This window comes from Acidovorax sp. Leaf191 (genome assembly GCF_001424425.1).
In the GTDB taxonomy this organism is placed as follows: domain Bacteria; phylum Pseudomonadota; class Gammaproteobacteria; order Burkholderiales; family Burkholderiaceae_C; genus Acidovorax.
Genome location: NZ_LMPT01000019.1, coordinates 933,359 through 949,438, shown reverse-complemented (window position 1 = coordinate 949,438; position 16,080 = coordinate 933,359). Strand labels below are relative to the sequence as shown.

Here is a 16,080-nt window from a genome sequence, read left to right as displayed (position 1 = left end):
CATGGCCGCAAATCCAAACGCAATCTATGACCGGTTTGACCCGGCCAAGAACTACGACCGCCACCTGTTCCGCGCGGACCGCGTGCTGCAAAGCGCCGAGCTGAACGAATCGCAGCGCGCCCTGCACGCCCGAATTGCGGGTATCGCGGGCATCCTCATGAAAGAGGGCTCCATCATCAGCGGCGCGGGCATCATCGTGAACCACGACACGGGCGCCACCACCTGCGAGAGCGGGGCCATCTACGTGGCGGGCGCCGTGCGCGGCGTGCCACCGGCCGCGCTGGTGGTCGCCCCTGTGGGCGTGGTATTCGTCGGCGTGTACCTGGTACGCGACATCATCACCGAGCTGGAAGACCCCGAGCTGTTGAACCCGGCCCAAGGAACAGACGGCTTCCGCGAGCCCGGCGCCGCCCGCGAGCGCGTGCAGCTGGCCTGGGGCGTGCAGGGTTCCGGCCAGGCCGGCGAGTTCTTTCCGGTGTGGACGGTCGAAGACGGCTGGGTGCGGCCGAAGGAGGCGCCGCCCAACATCGACGCCGTCACCACCGCCATCAAAGCCTATGACGTGGCCAGCACGGGCGGCACCTACATCGTGCGCGGCATGGAGCTGCGCATGGCGGCCGATCTGCCCACCGGGGAGCAGGTCTACAACCTGGGCGAAGGCGCCGCGCGCATCAACGGCGCCGCCCTGGAGCTACCCAGCGGCCGGCGCGTGGTGTTCAACGGGACGCCCGATCTGCAGTGGATCGACAGCGAGCCGCATCTGTCGGCCACCAACGACGCGCAGCGCATCGACTTCGACCGCTGGCCCATGGTGGGCGAGCCGCAGGTGCGCGTCATAAAGCGCCGCACGGTGGACGTGGTGCACGGTGGCTTTGTGGGCGCGGCCGACCCGCTGCCTGACAACAGCGTGCAGCAGATCGAAGCCATCCAGCAGGGGGCGACGGTGTTCCACTCGCCCGCAGACTTCAAATTGACCTCAGGCCAGGTGGACTGGGCCGCAGGCGGCGCAGAGCCCGCGCCGGGCAGCACCTACCAAGTGACGTACCTCTACATCGCGGTGGTGGCTCCCACGGCGGTGGACTCGCGCGGCCTCACCGTAACGGGCGCCGTGGCCGGCACCACGGTGCTGCTGTCGTACAACTTCGCGTTGCGCCGCATCGACCGCCTCACGCTGTCGGCCGATGGTGATATCGCCTGGGTGCGCGGCGTGCCCGCCCCCTGGATTCCCATTGCGCCGCAGGTGCCCGGCAACGTGCTCACCATCGCATCGGTGTACCAGACCTGGGACGCGCAGCGCCGCGTGACCCTCGACGGCGTGCGGATGGTGCCCATGTCCGAGATTGCTGACTACCGCGCCATGATCTCGCGCATCCTGCTGGACCAAGCCGAATTGCGCCTGGCCGTGGATATCTCCGGGCGGTACTCGGGCATTAAGAAAGGGCTGTTCGCGGACCCGATGCTGAACAACGCCATGCGCGACGCGGGCCAGCCGCAAACGGCGCTGATCGCGGCCAGCGCCTTGCGCCTGCCAATCAACTTCACGGTGCACCAGATCGGCACGGCCATCAAGACGCGCCAGAGCCCGGCCTATGCCCAGCGCGCGGCCCTGTCGCAGCTGGCGCGCACGGGTTCCATGTTGGTCAACCCATACAGCGCGTTCGACCCGCTGCCCCGCCCTGTGACGCTCACCCCAGCGGTGGACCGCTGGACGGACGTTTACGACACCTGGGGCCTGCCCACGTCCGTGGCCATCAACTGGTTTGCATCGACCACTGGCATGGACGAAGCCAAGGTGCGCAGCCAGACCACATCGCCGCTGGAATACCTGCGCCAGATCGATGTGCGCTTTGATCTGAACTTTGGCCCGGGTGAAACCCTGCAGTCGGTCACCTTCGACGGCGTGGCCGTGGTGCCCGAGCCGCTGCCGGGCGGCACCCTGGTGGCGAACGCACAGGGCGTGCTGTCGGGAACCTTCCCCATCCCCGCCAACGTGCCCGCGGGCACAAAGGCTGTGGACTTCCGGGGCACGGGCGGCAGCGCCGCGTCTGCCCTGTTCACCGGCCAGGGCGAGCGCACCGACCGCGAAATGTCGCAAATCATCTACTTCCGCGTCACGCCCGTGGACCCGCTGGCGCAGACCTTCATGCTGGACGCACCCGTGCACAACACCGGTGTGGACCTGTGGTTTACGGCCAAGGGCACCACGGGTGCGCTGGTGCAGGTGCGCGAGGCTGAAAACGGCTTCCCCACGGCGCGCATCCTGACCGAAACGCGCCTGCTCCCCGCCGCCATCAAGACGGACGGCACGCCCACGCGGGCGGAGTGGAGCCCGGTTGTGTTGCAGGCCCAGCGTGAATACGCCCTGGTGGTGCTGAGCGACGACGACACCACGGCCCTGAGCCTGGCGCAGCTGGGCGGCTGGGACGCCAACGCGCTGCGCTGGGTCACCAGCCAGCCGTATCAGGTCGGCGTGATGCTTTCCAGCTCCAACGCGAGCACGTGGACGGCGCACCAAGACCAAGACCTGACCTTTGCGCTGCTGGCCGCGAACTACAACGAAGCCGAACGGGTGATCGACCTGGGCACCGTCAACGTTGTGGACGCCACCGACCTGTGCGTGCAGGCCTATGCCCACCAGCCCAGCACCGCCGCCGCGTGCGTGTTCGACATTGCCGCCACCGGCATTGCCCACACGGTGCAGGCCGCCCCCGGCCAGGTGGTGGAGCTGCCCAGCCGCTACACCGGCCCCGTGAGTGTGAAAGCCCGCCTGCGCGGTGATGCCAACTTTGCCGCGGTGCTCGAGCCCGGCATGCAGTTGGTCGTGGGCTCGCTGCAGAATGAGGGCGACTACATCAGCCCGATGCTGGGCGCGGGCGGCGTGGCTGACGTGCGCGCCACGCTGGAAGCGTATCTGCCGGCCGGCACCTCGCTGCAGGTGCATGCCAAGGCCGACGCCCCCGGCGCCGCCTGGGTGGAGGTGCCCTACCTGTCATCCAGCGCGATGACGGCCGGCGTCATGGAGCTGACCTACCAGCTGCAGGACTTCGCGGCCGAGCGGTTGCGCCTGCGCGTCACGGTGCACGGCGGCTTCAACGCCAGGCCCTGGGCGACCAACCTGCGCGCGGTGGTGCTGTGATGACCGACGACCGCACCCCCGCGCTCGGGCTGCAGCTGCCGCACCCGCAAAACCTGCTGGAGCAGGACGTGCTGCGCCTGCGCGCTGCGTTCGCATCGGTGGACAGTGCCTGCGACACGCTGGCCGCACTGATCGAGAGCCGCGTGACAGACGCCGAGCTGGCCGCCGCCGTGGCTGCGCTGCAGGGCAGCATCGGCAACCTGAATACCACCGTCACATTCCTGACCGCCAGCAAAGTGGGCGTGGTCAACGGCCAGACCGGACCGGCCGTCACGCTCAAACCCTCGCACCTGGGCCTGGGGCCTGCCAACGGCCCCAGCCTGCAGACCATCACCCGCGACGGCCTGGGCCGCGTCGCCACGCTGTCCACCACCGTGGGCGGCCAGGTGGCGCTGCAGACCCTGGCCTATGACGGCGACGGCCGGCTGGCCGGCGTCACCACCATCTATGACGGGCGCACTCGAACCGAAACCCTGAACTACACAGCCGGCGTTCTGGCGGGCCTGTCTGCCGTGGAGGAAACCACCCCATGACGATTGATATTGCATCCCTTGCCGAGACCCAGCGCCAGGGCGAGGCCACGCGCGCCGCGCTGGGCGTGCAGCTGCGTAGCCGGCCACTGTGGAGCGGCGCCGGCCGGTTCAGTGGCGTGCCTGTGCGCTACGCGAACCCGTACCGCTTGCGCGGCGTGAACTCGCCCGAGTTGCTGTACGAGAACATCGTGCACAACGGGACGGTGTACTGCGCCGAAGGCGGCAGCAGCATCAACCTCTACACGTCTACCGACCTCAAAACCTGGACGGCGCGCCAGGTAGATGTATCGTCGGTACTCAACCCCGGCAAGATGGTGGCTGTTGGGTCCTTGCTGATCGCCATGACTTCCTACACGGGAAGCGGTGCCCTGCGGACTTCGGTAGACAACGGCGTGGCCTGGGTCTACCAGCAAAGCGTGAACACCGGGGATGCCGTGTGTTCTGCGGGCGGCATTGGCTATGTGCTGGGCATCGGTTTCCAGACGGCGTTTAGGACACACACCCCCGCCAACCCTGCCGGGACCGCGCGCAACTTCGCCACGGCGCAGAACTGGCGCAAGGTGCTGCACAACGGCGCGCGCTGGCTGGCTTTGAACGACACGTGCAACGTGGGCGAGTGGAGCGCCAACGGTCTGGACGGCTGGGCCAGTTCGGCGGGCCTGGCCGCAGCGCTGGCCAGCACGCCGAACGGCACGCGCCGTGGCTACACGCTTGGCGGTCGGTTCTTGGTGGTGACCATGGCGGAGGGCTCACTGTCGGCCATTTATTCCGACGATGCGAGCGCCTGGAGCGTGGGGGCCGTGGGCGATATCGAGCCCACCGGGCTGCGCGTGACGCAGCTAGGCGAGAGCGCTGCGGAAATGGGCGGGGTGCTCTACATCCCCGTGAAGCTCACTGACGGCACCAGCTACTGGAACGCCCTGGTAGCGACAGCTGACGGCACGAAGTTCAAATGGTTGCCGACGTTCTGGCGTGGGTCTGAGGCGCTGCCCACCATCCGCACCCGCGTTGGTGGTGGCGGCCTGGTGTTTAACGGCTCCGGCCAGGTGGGCATGCCCCCTGCAGCCCGCTACGAATCCAACCCCGACGCCCTGGAGGTGTACTTTGCCGTTTGAATTCGACTTGCACGGATGGTTTGCGGGCGGCGTGGCCGCGGCCGGCCTGCGCACGGTGCCGGGTGCACCGCCTTCCCAATCGACCACCACCACAGAGGGCGAGCCGCGCGCTAACTGGTCCGGCGTGGCCTGGGTGATGCGGCCCTACGCGGCACCGCCACCCGAGCCCGAAGCGCCGGCCGCGGCCGCACCGCGGATCGTGTCGGTGCTGGGGTTCCGCCGCCGGTTCACGCCCGAAGAAAAAGCCGCCATCGAGTGGGCCGCCGTGGACCGTCCCGAGCAGCCTGAGGCGGCGCGCATGCAGGCCGCCTCGCTGCGCGCAACGCTCGCCGACCAAGCCGCCGCCCAGTTCATCGACCTTGAAGACCCGGCCACCGTGCGGGGGGTGCAGGGCCTTGAAGCGCTGGGCATCCTGGCGGCCGGCCGAGCCACTGAAATTTTTACTGCCCCCATCCAGCCCGAAGAGCTGCCGTGAATGCGGTCATTCCTGGTATCGCTGTACCCGGGCGGATAACCGTGCTGCTGGCACTATGATCCGCATCTTTCCATTCATCCAACAGAATCGAGGTTAGGTTATGTCTGTCGCTCAACGTTTTGACACTCAGTCTTTCAGATTCATTCAACGTATTTCCCGGCCCGCCAACTAGGCACCGCAGCTACCCCAGCGGATGGCCGGGCCAAGGACCATCCATGACTACAAACACAACCTACACACACGCATCCGAATTCACGTCAGACTACCTGTCCCTTTGCAAGAGTTCACGCGAACGGGAGCAGTCGGAATCGCTTGCTGCATCCAACAACTGGGCCCACGTAGACAAGGCGCAGGTGCACGCAGATTGGGACGTTCTCTACAAAGAGTTGGTCCCACTGATTGCGTCAGGTGCACTGGCTGATTCCGCCGAAGTCCAAGCTTTGGTGGCCAGGCACCACGCCATCATTTCGCGGTTCTATGAACCGAGCCGCGAAGGCTATATCGGTCTGGGACTCTTCTACCAAGAAGACCCCTCAATGCGGGAGTTTCATGACAGCTACCACCCGCGGTTGGCCGAATATTTGAAGGATGCAATTTGCGTGTTCGCGTTGGCAAGGTTGTAACCCCAGCTGACATGCCAGGGAGAACCACCCTGTAGGGCGCACCCCCTTGTGCGCCGCGTAAATGAAGCCCGCCCGGCATATGCCCGGCGGGCTTTTTCATGTGCACGCGGTGCACACATGCCGTTGTGGTGGCCTTGCGCGAGGGAAGGAAAGACGATCTGCACATCCCCTTTTTCCTTCCCCAACCGGAGAACCCATGGCCACCATCGCCAACTTTCACCACGGCGTGCGCGTCACAGAAATTAATGACGGCGTGAACCCCATCCGCATCGTGTCCACGGCCGTGATTGGCCTGGTGGCCACGGCGTCGGACGCCGACCCGGCCGCCTTCCCGCTCGATACCCCAGTGCTCGTTACCAAGATCGACAACATCATCGGCAAGGCCGGCACGCTGGGCACGCTGGCGGCCTCGCTCAACGCCATCAAGGAACAGGCCCGCCCTGTGTTGGTGATCGTGCGCGTTGCAGACGGCGTGGGCGCGGATGCCGACGAGAAGGCCACAGACCAAGCCGCCAAGGTCATCGGCACCACCACAGCCGCCGGCAAAAAGACCGGCCTGCAGGCGCTGCTGTCGGCGCAGGCCGAGCTGGGCGTGAAGCCGCGCATCCTGGGTGCCCCGGGCCTGGACAGCCAGGCGGTCACCGATGGCCTGGTGGCCGTGGCGCAGAAGCTGCGGGCAATGGTGTACGCCGCCGCGCAGGGCGGCACCCTGAGCGAAGCACTCGCCTACCGCGACCACTTCGGCGCCCGCGAGCTGATGCTGTTGTGGCCCAACTGGAAGGCGCTCAAGACCGGCGAAGGCGTGGTGGAAGTGCACGCCGCCGCCTACGCGCTGGGTCTGCGCGCCCGCATCGACACCGAGCAGGGTTGGCACAAGTCCCTGTCGAACGTGCCTGTGAATGGCGTGCTGGGCCTGTCGAAAGATGTGTTCTGGGATCTGCAGAGCGCCGACACCGACGCGGGCCTGCTCAACGATGGCGGCATCACCACGCTGATTCAGTCCACCGGGCACCGCTTCTGGGGCAACCGTACCACCGAGAAGAACGGCCTGTTTTTCTTCGAGACGGCCACGCGCACCGCGCAAATCCTGGCCGACACCATGGCAGAGGGCCACATGTGGGCGGTGGACAAGCCGCTGCACCCCTCGCTGGTGAAAGACATCCTCGAAGGCATCAACGCCAAGTTTCGCGAGCTGAAGGCACAGGGCTACATCCTCGACGGGAAGGCCTGGTACGACGAGGACATCAACGAAACCGCCACGCTCAAGACCGGGAAGCTGACCATCGACTACGACTTCACGCCCGTGCCACCGCTGGAAGACCTCTCTTTCCGCCAGCGCATCACCGATCGCTACTTCGCCGACTTCGCACTGCGCGTTGGCACCGGCCAGTAAGCACGGCCCACCCCCACATCAACCGGAGAAACAAACATGGGCCTGCCCAGCAAACTCAAGAATTTTGTGCTGTTCAACGATGGCACCTCGCACGCTGGCGAAGTGCCAGAAGTCAACTTGCCCAAGCTCACGCGCAAGATGGAGGACTACCGCAGCGGCGGCATGAACGCCCCCGTGAAGCTCGACTACGGCATGGAAGCCATGGAGATGGAATGGACCGCCGCCGGCTACATGAAAGAGCTGTTCACCCAGTGGGGCACGCTGCGCCATGACGGGGTGCTGCTGCGCTTTGCGGGCGCGCTGCAGGCCGACGACAGCGAGGGCGTGGACAGCCTGGAGGTGGTGGTGCGCGGCCGCCATTCCGAGATCGACCCCGGCGCCGCCAAGGCCGGCGAAGGCACGGCCATCAAGATCAAAAGCGCCATCAGCTACTACAAGCTGACCATGAACGGCGAAACCCTGATCGAGATTGACGCCGTGAACATGGTGGAGATGGTGGGCGGCGTGGACCGCCTGGCCGAAGTCCGCCAGGCGCTGGGCCTCTGACGCCCAGCCATTGACCACGCGGCCCCACGCGGGCCGCGTCTCCCCTCCCCCTCCCCATCCCCCATTCCCGAGACTGAACCATGACGACACAAGCCCAACCCGCAGACACCACCAACACCGCCACCGACGTGGCCGACAAGGCCGACCCCAACACCGTGATGCTCGACACACCCGTGCGCCGCGGCGACCAGATCATCAACGCCGTAACCCTGCGCAAGCCCAAGGCCGGCGAGCTGCGCGGCATCGCGCTTACCGAGCTGCTGCAGCTCAAGGTAGAGGCCATTCAGGCCGTGGTGCCCCGCATCAGCTCGCCCATGCTGCATAAGCAGGACATGGCCAACATGGACCCGGCCGACCTAGTGACGCTGGGGGGCGTGGTGATCGGTTTTTTGCTCACGAAGGAACAGAAAACGGACTTCCTGACCGCGTAGAGAACGCCATGGCCGACCTGGCCATGGTCTTTCACTGGACGCCGGCCGACATGGCCGATTTCACCCTGCAAGAGCTGATGGAGTGGCGCGAGCGAGCCCGCGCCCGCCATGAGCCACAGGACTAACACCACCTTTTTTGCGGGGACAATATGCTTCATGCAATGGTCAGACGGGCTGCTCTTCATAATCTTTGGTATCGCCGTGGCTGGCGGCATCGTGGCAATATTTGGCCTCTTGTTATCCCTCAATGCCAAGCGCTTGAAACGCTGGGTCAAAGAATTGGGGAAAGGCGTGACCAAGCGGCGTTGAAGGACTGTGCCGCGCCTCACGGCTTTTCAGCGCCGGAGGTGCTTAATGGCTGACCAACTGCGCCTGCGCGTCGTGCTTGACCTGGCAGAGCGCGTGCTCGCGCCCATGAAGCGCATCAGCGGCGCCAGCGGCGAAACCGCCCGCGCCCTCAAAGCCGCCCGCGATCGCCTCAAGGAACTGAACGACCAACAGGCCGCCGTGGGCAACGTGCAAAAGCAGGCGGCCGAGCTGGCACGGCTGAACAATGCGCTCAAGGTGAAACAGGCTCTGCTCGACGGCATGCGGGTCAGCGGCACGGCCACAGCCGCGCAGCTCAAGCGCGAGGAAAGCGGGGTGCGCAAGATCGCCGAAGCCCTGGAGCTGCAGAAGTCAGCGGCCGTGAAGGCCAGGGCGGCCCTCAACGCCATGGGGGTGACAGGCAACCTCGCCGCCGCGCAGGCCAGGCTGAAAAACGATATCGACGGCACCACGGCCGCCATGTCCAAGCAGCGCGCCGAACTGGCGCGCCTGTCGGCACAGCAGCGCAAAATTCAGGAACTGCGAGACAAGCATGCAAAGGCCGTCCTGCACACCGGGATGGCTGCAGGTGCGAGCGCGGCGATGGTGGCCGGCGGCAACAAGATCGCGGCGCCCTTGCGCTCCGTGGTGGATGCTTTCATCCCTGCCGAGAATGCAGAAACCCAGCTCGGCGCGTCGATGATGACGAAAACGGGCGCGGTGGCGCCCGAGTTCAAGCAGGTGCTCGACCTGGCCACGCGACTGGGCGACAAGCTGCCGGGCACCACCGCAGACTTTATCGAGATGATGACCATGCTGCGCCGACAGGGCATGACATCGCAGGCCATCCTGGGCGGCCTGGGCGAGTCGGCTGCATACCTGGGCATCCAACTGCGCATGCCAGTCACAAGTGCGGCCGAGTTCGCCGCCAAGATGCAGGACGCCACGCAGACGGCCGAAAAAGACATGATGGGTTTGATGGACGTGATCCAGCGGGCCTACTACCTCGGCGTGGACCCTACCAACATGCTGCAGGGCTTCACCAAAATCAGCGCGGTGATGCCCATTCTTGGGAAGAAGGGACTCGAAGCCAGCAGCATGCTCGCGCCGCTGCTGGTGATGATGGATCAAACCGGCATGGCCGGCGAGGCTGCAGGCAACGCAATCCGCAAGGTGGTTCAGCTTTCCCTGGACCGCGAGAAAGTGGGCAAGGCAAACAAGCTGCTCGCCGGCCAGGGCGTGAAGCTGAATTTCTCTACCGCTGGCGGCAAGTTCGCCGGCATGGACAACCTGTTCGACCAGCTGCAAAAGCTCAAGGCCGTGGACAACGATGAGCTACGAATCGCCGCCCTGAAAAAGCTGTTCGGCGACGACGCGGAAACCCATCAAGTGCTCAATACCTTGATGGAAAAAGGCATTGACGGCTACCGCGAGGTGGTTGACAAGATGCAGGCGCAGGCCCATCTGCGCATGCGGGTGGATGCGTCGCTGAAGACCGTAAGCGCCGCGGCCGAAGCCGCGCAGGGCAGCTTTACCAACATGCTCAAGGACATGGGCGCCACCGTTGCCCCCGACCTTGTGAAGATGCTCAACGCCCTGGGCAACATGGCCAGCAGCATCGGTGCCTGGACGCGCGAAAACCAAGCCCTGGTGAAATGGACCCTTCGCGTCGTGGGCGGGCTCGCACTCGTCGTCACCGTCCTGGGTACGCTGGGCCTTGCGATAGCGTCCGTGCTGGGGCCGATGTTGATTGTTCGGGTTGTGATGTCGCGCATGGGCCTGGGCCTCGCAGGTCTGCGGCTGGGGTCTACCATCGCCAGCGCCGCCATGGGCGGGCTTTCACGCGTGGCCGCGCTTGCAGCCAGAGCGCTGACCCTGCTGCAGGCGGGCGCCGTGTGGCTGCTCGCAGCGCTGCGCGCGCTGGCGGTGTTCCTTGTGGCAAACCCTATCGTGGCCGCCCTCGCGCTGATGGCCACGGCCGCCTACATGGTGTGGCGCAACTGGGACGGCATCAAGGGAGGGCTCCTGGCCATCTGGCAGCAGCTGTCGGCCGCCGTGTCTGCCTGGTGGGCCAGCACTTCGGCCGGCGCCGCTGCCCTGTGGCAAGACTTGGTGGCGCTGAAAGACCAGTTTTTCTCCGCAGGTGCTGACCTGATGTCCGGCCTTGTGAACGGCATCACCAGCCGCCTGGCGGCCGTGCGCGAGGCGGTGGTGGGCGCAGCCGATGCCGTGGGCGGCTGGTTCCGTGAAAAGCTGGGCATTGCCTCACCGTCCAAGGTGTTCATGCAATACGGCGGCTGGATCAGCGAGGGCGCCGCACTGGGCATTGCCGGTGGCCAGGGCGCGGTGCGCTCTGCGGCGCTGGCCATGGCCACAGCAGCAACCGCCACCCTGCCGCTGGCGGCCGATGCTGCCGCGCTGCGCATCGACACCCGAGCGCCACTGTCTGCAGCTGGCGCCACGGCGCCGGCGGGCGGCGGTGGGGGCAACGTGTACACCATCACCATCAACCCGGGGCCAGGCGCAGACGTGCAGGCCATTGCGCGGGCAGTGGCGGCCGAGCTGGACCGCCGCGAGCGTGCGGGCCGCTCGCGCACCCTGTCATCCCTGCATGACATCGACTGACCGGAGCACCCCATGCACATGATGGCCCTCGGGCAATTCCTGTTCAGCCTGCCTACCCTGTCGTTCAACGACTTCAAGCGGCAGACCAGCTGGCGCCACCCCACAAACTCGCGCGTGGGCGCGCGCCCCGCATCCCAGTCGCTGGGGCCGGGTGACGACACCATTGGACTGTCGGGCCTGCTGGTGCCCGAGTTCGCCGGCAAACGCATGTACCTCGACCAGCTGCGCGACATGGGCGACAGCGGCAAGGCCTTTGCGCTGGTGTCCGGCGCGGGCGAGTCCTTCGGGGCCTACGTCATCGAGAACGTGAACGAGACCGGCACGCTCCACACCGGCCAGGGCGTACCGCGGCGCGTGGAATTTGACTTGCAGCTCAAGCGCGTTGACGACATCAAGGCCGAACCCGGCGGCGGTGTGGACCCTGGCCCCATTGATGACTACTGGGAGTGGTGGCTATGAAAGACCACCTGCAGACGGCGCAACTGTACGACGCGCCCGTCTACGCGCTCACCGTGGACGGCCGCGACATCACCGCCAACGTACGGACGCGCTTGATGTCGCTGACTCTGACCGAGTCCCGCGGCGACGAGGCCGACCAACTCGACATCGAGCTGGACGACACAGACGGTCAGATGAACCTGCCGCCCAAGGGCGCAGAGATTGCCTTGCAGCTGGGCTGGCGAAACTTCCGGCTGGTGGACAAAGGGCTGTTCGAGGTGGACGAAATCGAGCACTCGGGCGCACCCGACCGCATCAGCATTCGCGCCAGGTCGGCCGAGATGCGCCGGCAGCTGCGCACCCGCAACGAACGCAGCTGGCACGACACCACGCTGGGCGCCATCGTGGGCGACATAGCGCGGCGCAACAAACTCACGGCACGCGTAGACGCAGCTCTGGCCGATGCCAAGGTGGCGCACATCGACCAGACGAACGAAAGCGACCTGCACTTTTTGACCCGCCTGGCCAAGAAGCATGACGCCGTCGCCACGGTCAAAAAGGGCCGCCTGGTGTTCCTGCCCATCAACGGCACCCGCAGCAGCTCGGGTGAAGAACTGGAAGCCATCACGCTGACCCGCGCGGCCGGCGACAGCCACCGATACCACACGGCCGACCGCCACAGCTACAGCGGCGTGCGCGCGTACTGGCACGACAAAGACCGCGCTGAAAAGCGCTCTGTACTGGTGGGCACCGAAGACAACGAAAAGCGCTTGAAGGACACCTACGGGAGCGAGGCCGACGCCCTGGCCGCCGCCCGCGCCGAGCAAGGCCGAGTGGAGCGCGGCAAAGCCACGCTGGAACTAACCCTAGCCATGGGCCAGCCAGGCCTGATGCCGCAGACACCTGTGACGCTGAGCGGTTTTAAACCGCAGATTGATGCCACGCAATGGCTAGTGGTGAAGCTCACCCACTCGCTGAGCGATGGCGGAATGACCACCCGTATTGAGCTGGAAACCCAAGGTGCCAGCCAGCAGACCACCTAGATTTCAAACGCGATCTGCGAAAAATGCGGGCAACCAAATTGCTATCAATAGCAGAGCAACGATCGCAATGTACAAAACGGTTGCGGTCCTGGTTGCAAAAGTGTTGTGAGCTGTGGGTTCACCTTTTTGCGCGTGGAAATGAGTGTGTTCCATTGCCCACACCCATTTCAGTTCGACGCAGGCGAGGCGGGCGCTGGTACGGCTCCCACGGGCGCGCCCATAGCTTCGCGGCCGGGTGCTGTGGGTGTGTCACCGCGCTGTGGAGTCGCCTGTTGGGCAGGAGTACCACCCGGCACCGTGCTACCAGAAGCTGGGGTGCTTGAGGTTGCCCCGGGCGAGTCCAAGCGGCCCTTAGGCGCCATCACGTTGAAGCCAATCACCGCGATAAGAGCGATCACTGCTCCCGCAATTGCGATGTAAAAAGCATTTCTGTTCTGAGCTGGGTTTGTGCTCTTGTTGACCTGGCGAGCAGGATCGTTTTGCTGAGGACGGTTTGATGTGACCATTTGAGACTTTCCTAGTTAGCCTCAAACCGTAAATATTACCCATCTGAAAACTTGTAAGACAAGATGCTTCCAAGCATAGAGACAAACACCGTCAGTACGAAGTCTTTCTCAATCAAGCATTTCACAACACTGTAGTGTTGCCCATGAAGTGACATAACTCAATTGTTCAATGGCGACCTTTAATACGGTAAATGGCAAACATTGTCATAAGGCTTGCCAACACCAGCAGCGCCCAAGTCGATAACGTTGGGATCGGTGCCGGTTGCGATGGCGTCGCAGCTACAAGGCTGCGCTGCACCGAGCCTGCATCGAGACAGGCACCCGATGTGCGAGGGCTACCACGCTGATCCGTTGTGACGCCACCTGGCAGTAGCGCCACAGCACCGGCACACGTCGCAGCTCCGCCTGAAACGGGGAGCATCGTCTGTGTGAGCCCGCCGTTGTTAGCGAGCGGCCCGAGAGGCTGTGTTCCAGTCCATACGAAGTTAGATGTTCCGTAGCCGGTCAGGTCATCCGCCACGCCACCAGCACGGTTGTTGTAAAACACGTTGTTGCTTGACGTCGCAAAATCGGCCGCCGGCGAAAGTGCAGCAGGAGCAGCGCCGGCCACTTGGTCGGCAAACACGTTGTTGTGCATGGTCGCATTGGTGTTGCCCGTAGCTATGACGGCGCCAGCACCGCTGGACTGATTCGCGGAGAACGTGTTGTTAATGGCAGTCATGGTGCCAAGATTGGACATAGCACCTCCAAGGGTGCTGCTGTTCGCACGGAAGGTGTTGTTTGTAAGTGTCACGACCGCGCCTGGTTGGACATTGATTGCCCCGCCGTTTGTCGGCCCTGTGTTGCCGACGAAGGTATTTCCAGTCAACGTCGCAGTGCCGGAAGTTATTACTGCGCCCCCACCGACTGACGTTGCGGTGTTGCTCGCAAAAGTAGAGTCGCTGACTGTCAACGTGCCACCAGTGGCTATAAATATCGCCCCCCCGTTGGTGCCGGTGTTGCCAGTCAAAACACTATTGCGAAGAGTCAAACTGGTAGTAACGCTAAAGGCACCGCCAAGCCCATTGAAAAAGCCGTTGGCTACTGTCACACCCGACACAGTCAGCGCGCCGGCAGTAACGTTAAAAACACGGACTGCGCCCTGACCACTGATCGTGAGGTTGCCTGCGCCAGGGCCTTGAATGGTGAGGTTTTGGGCAACGTCCAAGGTGGAGGCCAACGCGATGGTGCCTGTGAGGCCCGCATCAAAAACAACGGTATCTCCTGGCGTGGCTGACACTATCTGGTCGCGAAGCGATCCCACGCCTGCATCGTTGAGATTCGTCACCGTCAATGTGGCGGCATGAGCATTGACAACGAAGATGCACAGCACAAACGTGCATACGCAGAAGAGTATTTTTCGATTCCGCACTGGCTTCCCTCACTCTTGGAAAGCAAGAAGTCTAATGCTGCGTAGAAAAGCGCGCATAGCTTAAAGTGCCATCACCGCGAATCTTCCAGACACACAGCCGAAGACAGGCTCGGCGCGCAAGGGCAGCACTCCAGCGCTCTGTACATGCTATCCCGCGGCAGGCATTCCCCCATTAGCCCTGACGCGCACCCAGTGAGGGTCACCGTCAGTAAGGGTGCATGTCATGTGTGTCTGATCGGCCATGTTGGCCACGGCGCCGGGCGAATAGGACTTGCCTTCGTAATAGCAGGCCGGCCGGCCTTGCATAGCGCCAACGATGCTGATAAGGCTTATCGAGCAGAAAAAAAAACCAAAAAGTAGACGCTGTTTCGGGGCGCGTTGACGTACTTGTCTATGTTCACCACCGAATCGCCATGTATCACCGAGTCGCCGGCCACCACCTGGCCAGCGTCCCTGCGCACCCACACCTTGCCGCTCACATCCGGTCCCTTGCACTTGTTCTGCTTGTGGGCCGAATCTAACAGTTAGTTGCATTTGACAGATTGAGCGGGCGCACAGCGCCTACTTGCGCTTGCCGCCCACGGTGAACGTTACGGGCGCGGTGATTGTCTGGTCGCCGACGATGTGCTGGCCTATGTCGCCGCCGACAACTACCGTATGACCACCGGGGGAACTCACGTTACCACCTTGCGTTGCGTATGCCTTCACGGCCAGCATAGCTACGCCATGCAACGTCGCGCGCCCTTCCGCATCGGCGCTGTCGTAGGCACGTGCAAGGTCTTCCAGCTCGGCGGGAAGGCCGCTCTTTGACTGCCGTGCGCCGGTCAGGACAAACAGGACATCAACGCCAGCAGCTGCCACGTTCTGCAAATAGTCCGCGCTCGGACTGCGCGCGCCACTCTCGTAATTCAATTGCGCATCTTTGGACACGCCGCCGGCTTGCCCCAGTTCAGATTGGCTGAGGCCGAGCCGCTTTCGCTCCGATTTAAGGCGAGTAAATAAATCCGACAATTGACCACCAAAATTATTGACATGTGGTCAGATGACCACCACAATGCTATTACGTTGTAACCAATCCAAATAGTACATGACCACCTCGCAGCAAATGCACTTCCCGACCCGTGGCGGCGCAGTTTCCGAGCGCATCGTGCATGACAAGCCCATCCCTCTGCGCCTCACGCAAAGCGAGCGAGACGAGGCCTTCAAACTGGCCGGCGAAGAAAGCCGCAGCGCCAGCAACCTTGCGTTGCACATCTACCGGATCGGGCTGGTGGAGCACAAGCGCCGCCGCGCAGCCATGTCGGCCCACGCTTGAGAACGCTCCCAGTGCATCCCTACGGAATCACCTTGCGCCCGGCCCAAGCCTCAATGGCTGCCGCATCCGCGCTGTGCAGCGCTGTCGTTAAAACCATTGTGCTACCCGTCGCGCATGAGGGTGCCAAGCCTGGCGCCGATTGTGAGAACTACTTCACGCCCGCGGCCGTTATCGAGGATCGTCC

At 64.1% G+C, this 16,080-nt stretch carries 16 protein-coding genes; 14 read left to right on the top strand and 2 right to left on the bottom strand.

Translation table 11 applies throughout. From position 1 onward, the window contains the following. Window position 1 precedes the first annotated feature (1 nt). The 13 genes from ASG27_RS18330 (at window position 2) to ASG27_RS18280 (ending at window position 12,664) form a co-directional block, all read left to right on the top strand. Window positions 2-3,136 (top strand): DUF4815 domain-containing protein, encoded by a 3,135-nt coding sequence (locus ASG27_RS18330; RefSeq protein ID WP_056413656.1) that lies wholly within the window; start codon window positions 2-4, stop codon window positions 3,134-3,136. Beyond that, entirely contained in the window at window positions 3,136-3,669 is a 534-nt protein-coding gene (locus tag ASG27_RS18325) for a hypothetical protein (protein ID WP_056413657.1), read from the top strand. Before ASG27_RS18330 ends, ASG27_RS18325 begins: the two co-directional genes overlap by 1 nt. After that, entirely contained in the window at window positions 3,666-4,784 is a 1,119-nt protein-coding gene (locus ASG27_RS18320) for a hypothetical protein (protein ID WP_056413660.1), read from the top strand. The genes ASG27_RS18325 and ASG27_RS18320 overlap by 4 nt, the downstream gene beginning before the upstream one ends. Next, window positions 4,774-5,259, top strand: coding sequence for a hypothetical protein (locus ASG27_RS18315; protein ID WP_056434625.1), 486 nt, complete (start codon window positions 4,774-4,776; stop codon window positions 5,257-5,259). The genes ASG27_RS18320 and ASG27_RS18315 overlap by 11 nt, the downstream gene beginning before the upstream one ends. A 215-nt stretch (window positions 5,260-5,474) precedes the next feature. Beyond that, the gene (locus ASG27_RS18310) at window positions 5,475-5,882 is read left to right on the top strand and encodes a TipAS antibiotic-recognition domain-containing protein (RefSeq protein WP_056413666.1); all 408 of its coding nucleotides are present in this window, start codon (window positions 5,475-5,477) and stop codon (window positions 5,880-5,882) included. A 196-nt stretch (window positions 5,883-6,078) separates the two neighbouring features. Further along, window positions 6,079-7,275 (top strand): phage tail sheath protein, encoded by a 1,197-nt coding sequence (locus tag ASG27_RS18305; protein WP_056413670.1) that lies wholly within the window; start codon window positions 6,079-6,081, stop codon window positions 7,273-7,275. Window positions 7,276-7,311: 36 nt separating this feature from the next. Continuing rightward, window positions 7,312-7,821 carry a phage major tail tube protein gene (locus ASG27_RS18300; RefSeq protein ID WP_056413673.1) on the top strand — a complete coding sequence of 170 codons (510 nt, stop codon included), beginning with the start codon at window positions 7,312-7,314 and terminating at the stop codon, window positions 7,819-7,821. Between the two features lie 80 nt (window positions 7,822-7,901). Continuing rightward, window positions 7,902-8,252: a phage tail assembly protein gene (locus ASG27_RS18295; RefSeq protein ID WP_056413676.1), complete on the top strand. Its 351-nt coding sequence runs from the start codon at window positions 7,902-7,904 to the stop codon at window positions 8,250-8,252. Window positions 8,253-8,260: 8 nt separating this feature from the next. Then, window positions 8,261-8,377, top strand: a complete 117-nt coding sequence (locus tag ASG27_RS26075) for a GpE family phage tail protein (RefSeq protein ID WP_082493144.1) — start codon at window positions 8,261-8,263, stop codon at window positions 8,375-8,377. A 31-nt stretch (window positions 8,378-8,408) separates the two neighbouring features. Beyond that, complete coding sequence (locus tag ASG27_RS26895) at window positions 8,409-8,561, top strand: hypothetical protein (protein ID WP_156371500.1); 153 nt, start codon at window positions 8,409-8,411, stop codon at window positions 8,559-8,561. Between the two features lie 45 nt (window positions 8,562-8,606). Continuing rightward, window positions 8,607-11,183, top strand: a complete 2,577-nt coding sequence (locus ASG27_RS18290; protein WP_056413679.1) for a phage tail tape measure protein — start codon at window positions 8,607-8,609, stop codon at window positions 11,181-11,183. 12 nt (window positions 11,184-11,195) lie between these two features. Then, window positions 11,196-11,642, top strand: coding sequence for a phage tail protein (locus tag ASG27_RS18285; protein ID WP_056413682.1), 447 nt, complete (start codon window positions 11,196-11,198; stop codon window positions 11,640-11,642). Next, window positions 11,639-12,664: a phage late control D family protein gene (locus ASG27_RS18280; RefSeq protein ID WP_056413684.1), complete on the top strand. Its 1,026-nt coding sequence runs from the start codon at window positions 11,639-11,641 to the stop codon at window positions 12,662-12,664. Before ASG27_RS18285 ends, ASG27_RS18280 begins: the two co-directional genes overlap by 4 nt. Before the next feature lie 672 nt (window positions 12,665-13,336). Here the strand turns inward: ASG27_RS18280 and ASG27_RS26890 are convergent. Both ASG27_RS26890 and ASG27_RS18275 read right to left on the bottom strand, forming a co-directional pair. Next, window positions 13,337-14,581: an IPTL-CTERM sorting domain-containing protein gene (locus ASG27_RS26890; RefSeq protein WP_156371501.1), complete on the bottom strand. Its 1,245-nt coding sequence runs from the start codon at window positions 14,579-14,581 to the stop codon at window positions 13,337-13,339. A 561-nt stretch (window positions 14,582-15,142) separates the two neighbouring features. Beyond that, on the bottom strand, window positions 15,143-15,592 hold the full coding sequence (locus ASG27_RS18275) for a helix-turn-helix domain-containing protein (RefSeq protein WP_056413687.1): 450 nt from the start codon (window positions 15,590-15,592) through the stop codon (window positions 15,143-15,145). A gap of 76 nt (window positions 15,593-15,668) precedes the next feature. On the opposite strand from ASG27_RS18275, the gene ASG27_RS18270 reads away from it, so the two are divergent. Then, the gene (locus ASG27_RS18270) at window positions 15,669-15,896 is read left to right on the top strand and encodes a hypothetical protein (protein ID WP_056413689.1); all 228 of its coding nucleotides are present in this window, start codon (window positions 15,669-15,671) and stop codon (window positions 15,894-15,896) included. Window positions 15,897-16,080: the final 184 nt, after the last annotated feature.

Bases quoted from the DNA above. Each gene is read 5' to 3' on its own strand.
- ASG27_RS18330 (WP_056413656.1), top strand. From the start codon at position 2: ATGGCCGCAAATCCAAACGCAATCTATGACCGGTTTGACCCGGCCAAG.
- ASG27_RS18325 (WP_056413657.1), top strand. From the start codon at position 3,136: ATGACCGACGACCGCACCCCCGCGCTCGGGCTGCAGCTGCCGCACCCG.
- ASG27_RS18320 (WP_056413660.1), top strand. From the start codon at position 3,666: ATGACGATTGATATTGCATCCCTTGCCGAGACCCAGCGCCAGGGCGAG.
- ASG27_RS18310 (WP_056413666.1), top strand. From the start codon at position 5,475: ATGACTACAAACACAACCTACACACACGCATCCGAATTCACGTCAGAC.
- ASG27_RS18305 (WP_056413670.1), top strand. From the start codon at position 6,079: ATGGCCACCATCGCCAACTTTCACCACGGCGTGCGCGTCACAGAAATT.
- ASG27_RS18300 (WP_056413673.1), top strand. From the start codon at position 7,312: ATGGGCCTGCCCAGCAAACTCAAGAATTTTGTGCTGTTCAACGATGGC.
- ASG27_RS18295 (WP_056413676.1), top strand. From the start codon at position 7,902: ATGACGACACAAGCCCAACCCGCAGACACCACCAACACCGCCACCGAC.
- ASG27_RS26075 (WP_082493144.1), top strand. From the start codon at position 8,261: ATGGCCGACCTGGCCATGGTCTTTCACTGGACGCCGGCCGACATGGCC.
- ASG27_RS26895 (WP_156371500.1), top strand. From the start codon at position 8,409: ATGCAATGGTCAGACGGGCTGCTCTTCATAATCTTTGGTATCGCCGTG.
- ASG27_RS18290 (WP_056413679.1), top strand. From the start codon at position 8,607: ATGGCTGACCAACTGCGCCTGCGCGTCGTGCTTGACCTGGCAGAGCGC.
- ASG27_RS18285 (WP_056413682.1), top strand. From the start codon at position 11,196: ATGCACATGATGGCCCTCGGGCAATTCCTGTTCAGCCTGCCTACCCTG.
- ASG27_RS18280 (WP_056413684.1), top strand. From the start codon at position 11,639: ATGAAAGACCACCTGCAGACGGCGCAACTGTACGACGCGCCCGTCTAC.
- ASG27_RS18270 (WP_056413689.1), top strand. From the start codon at position 15,669: ATGACCACCTCGCAGCAAATGCACTTCCCGACCCGTGGCGGCGCAGTT.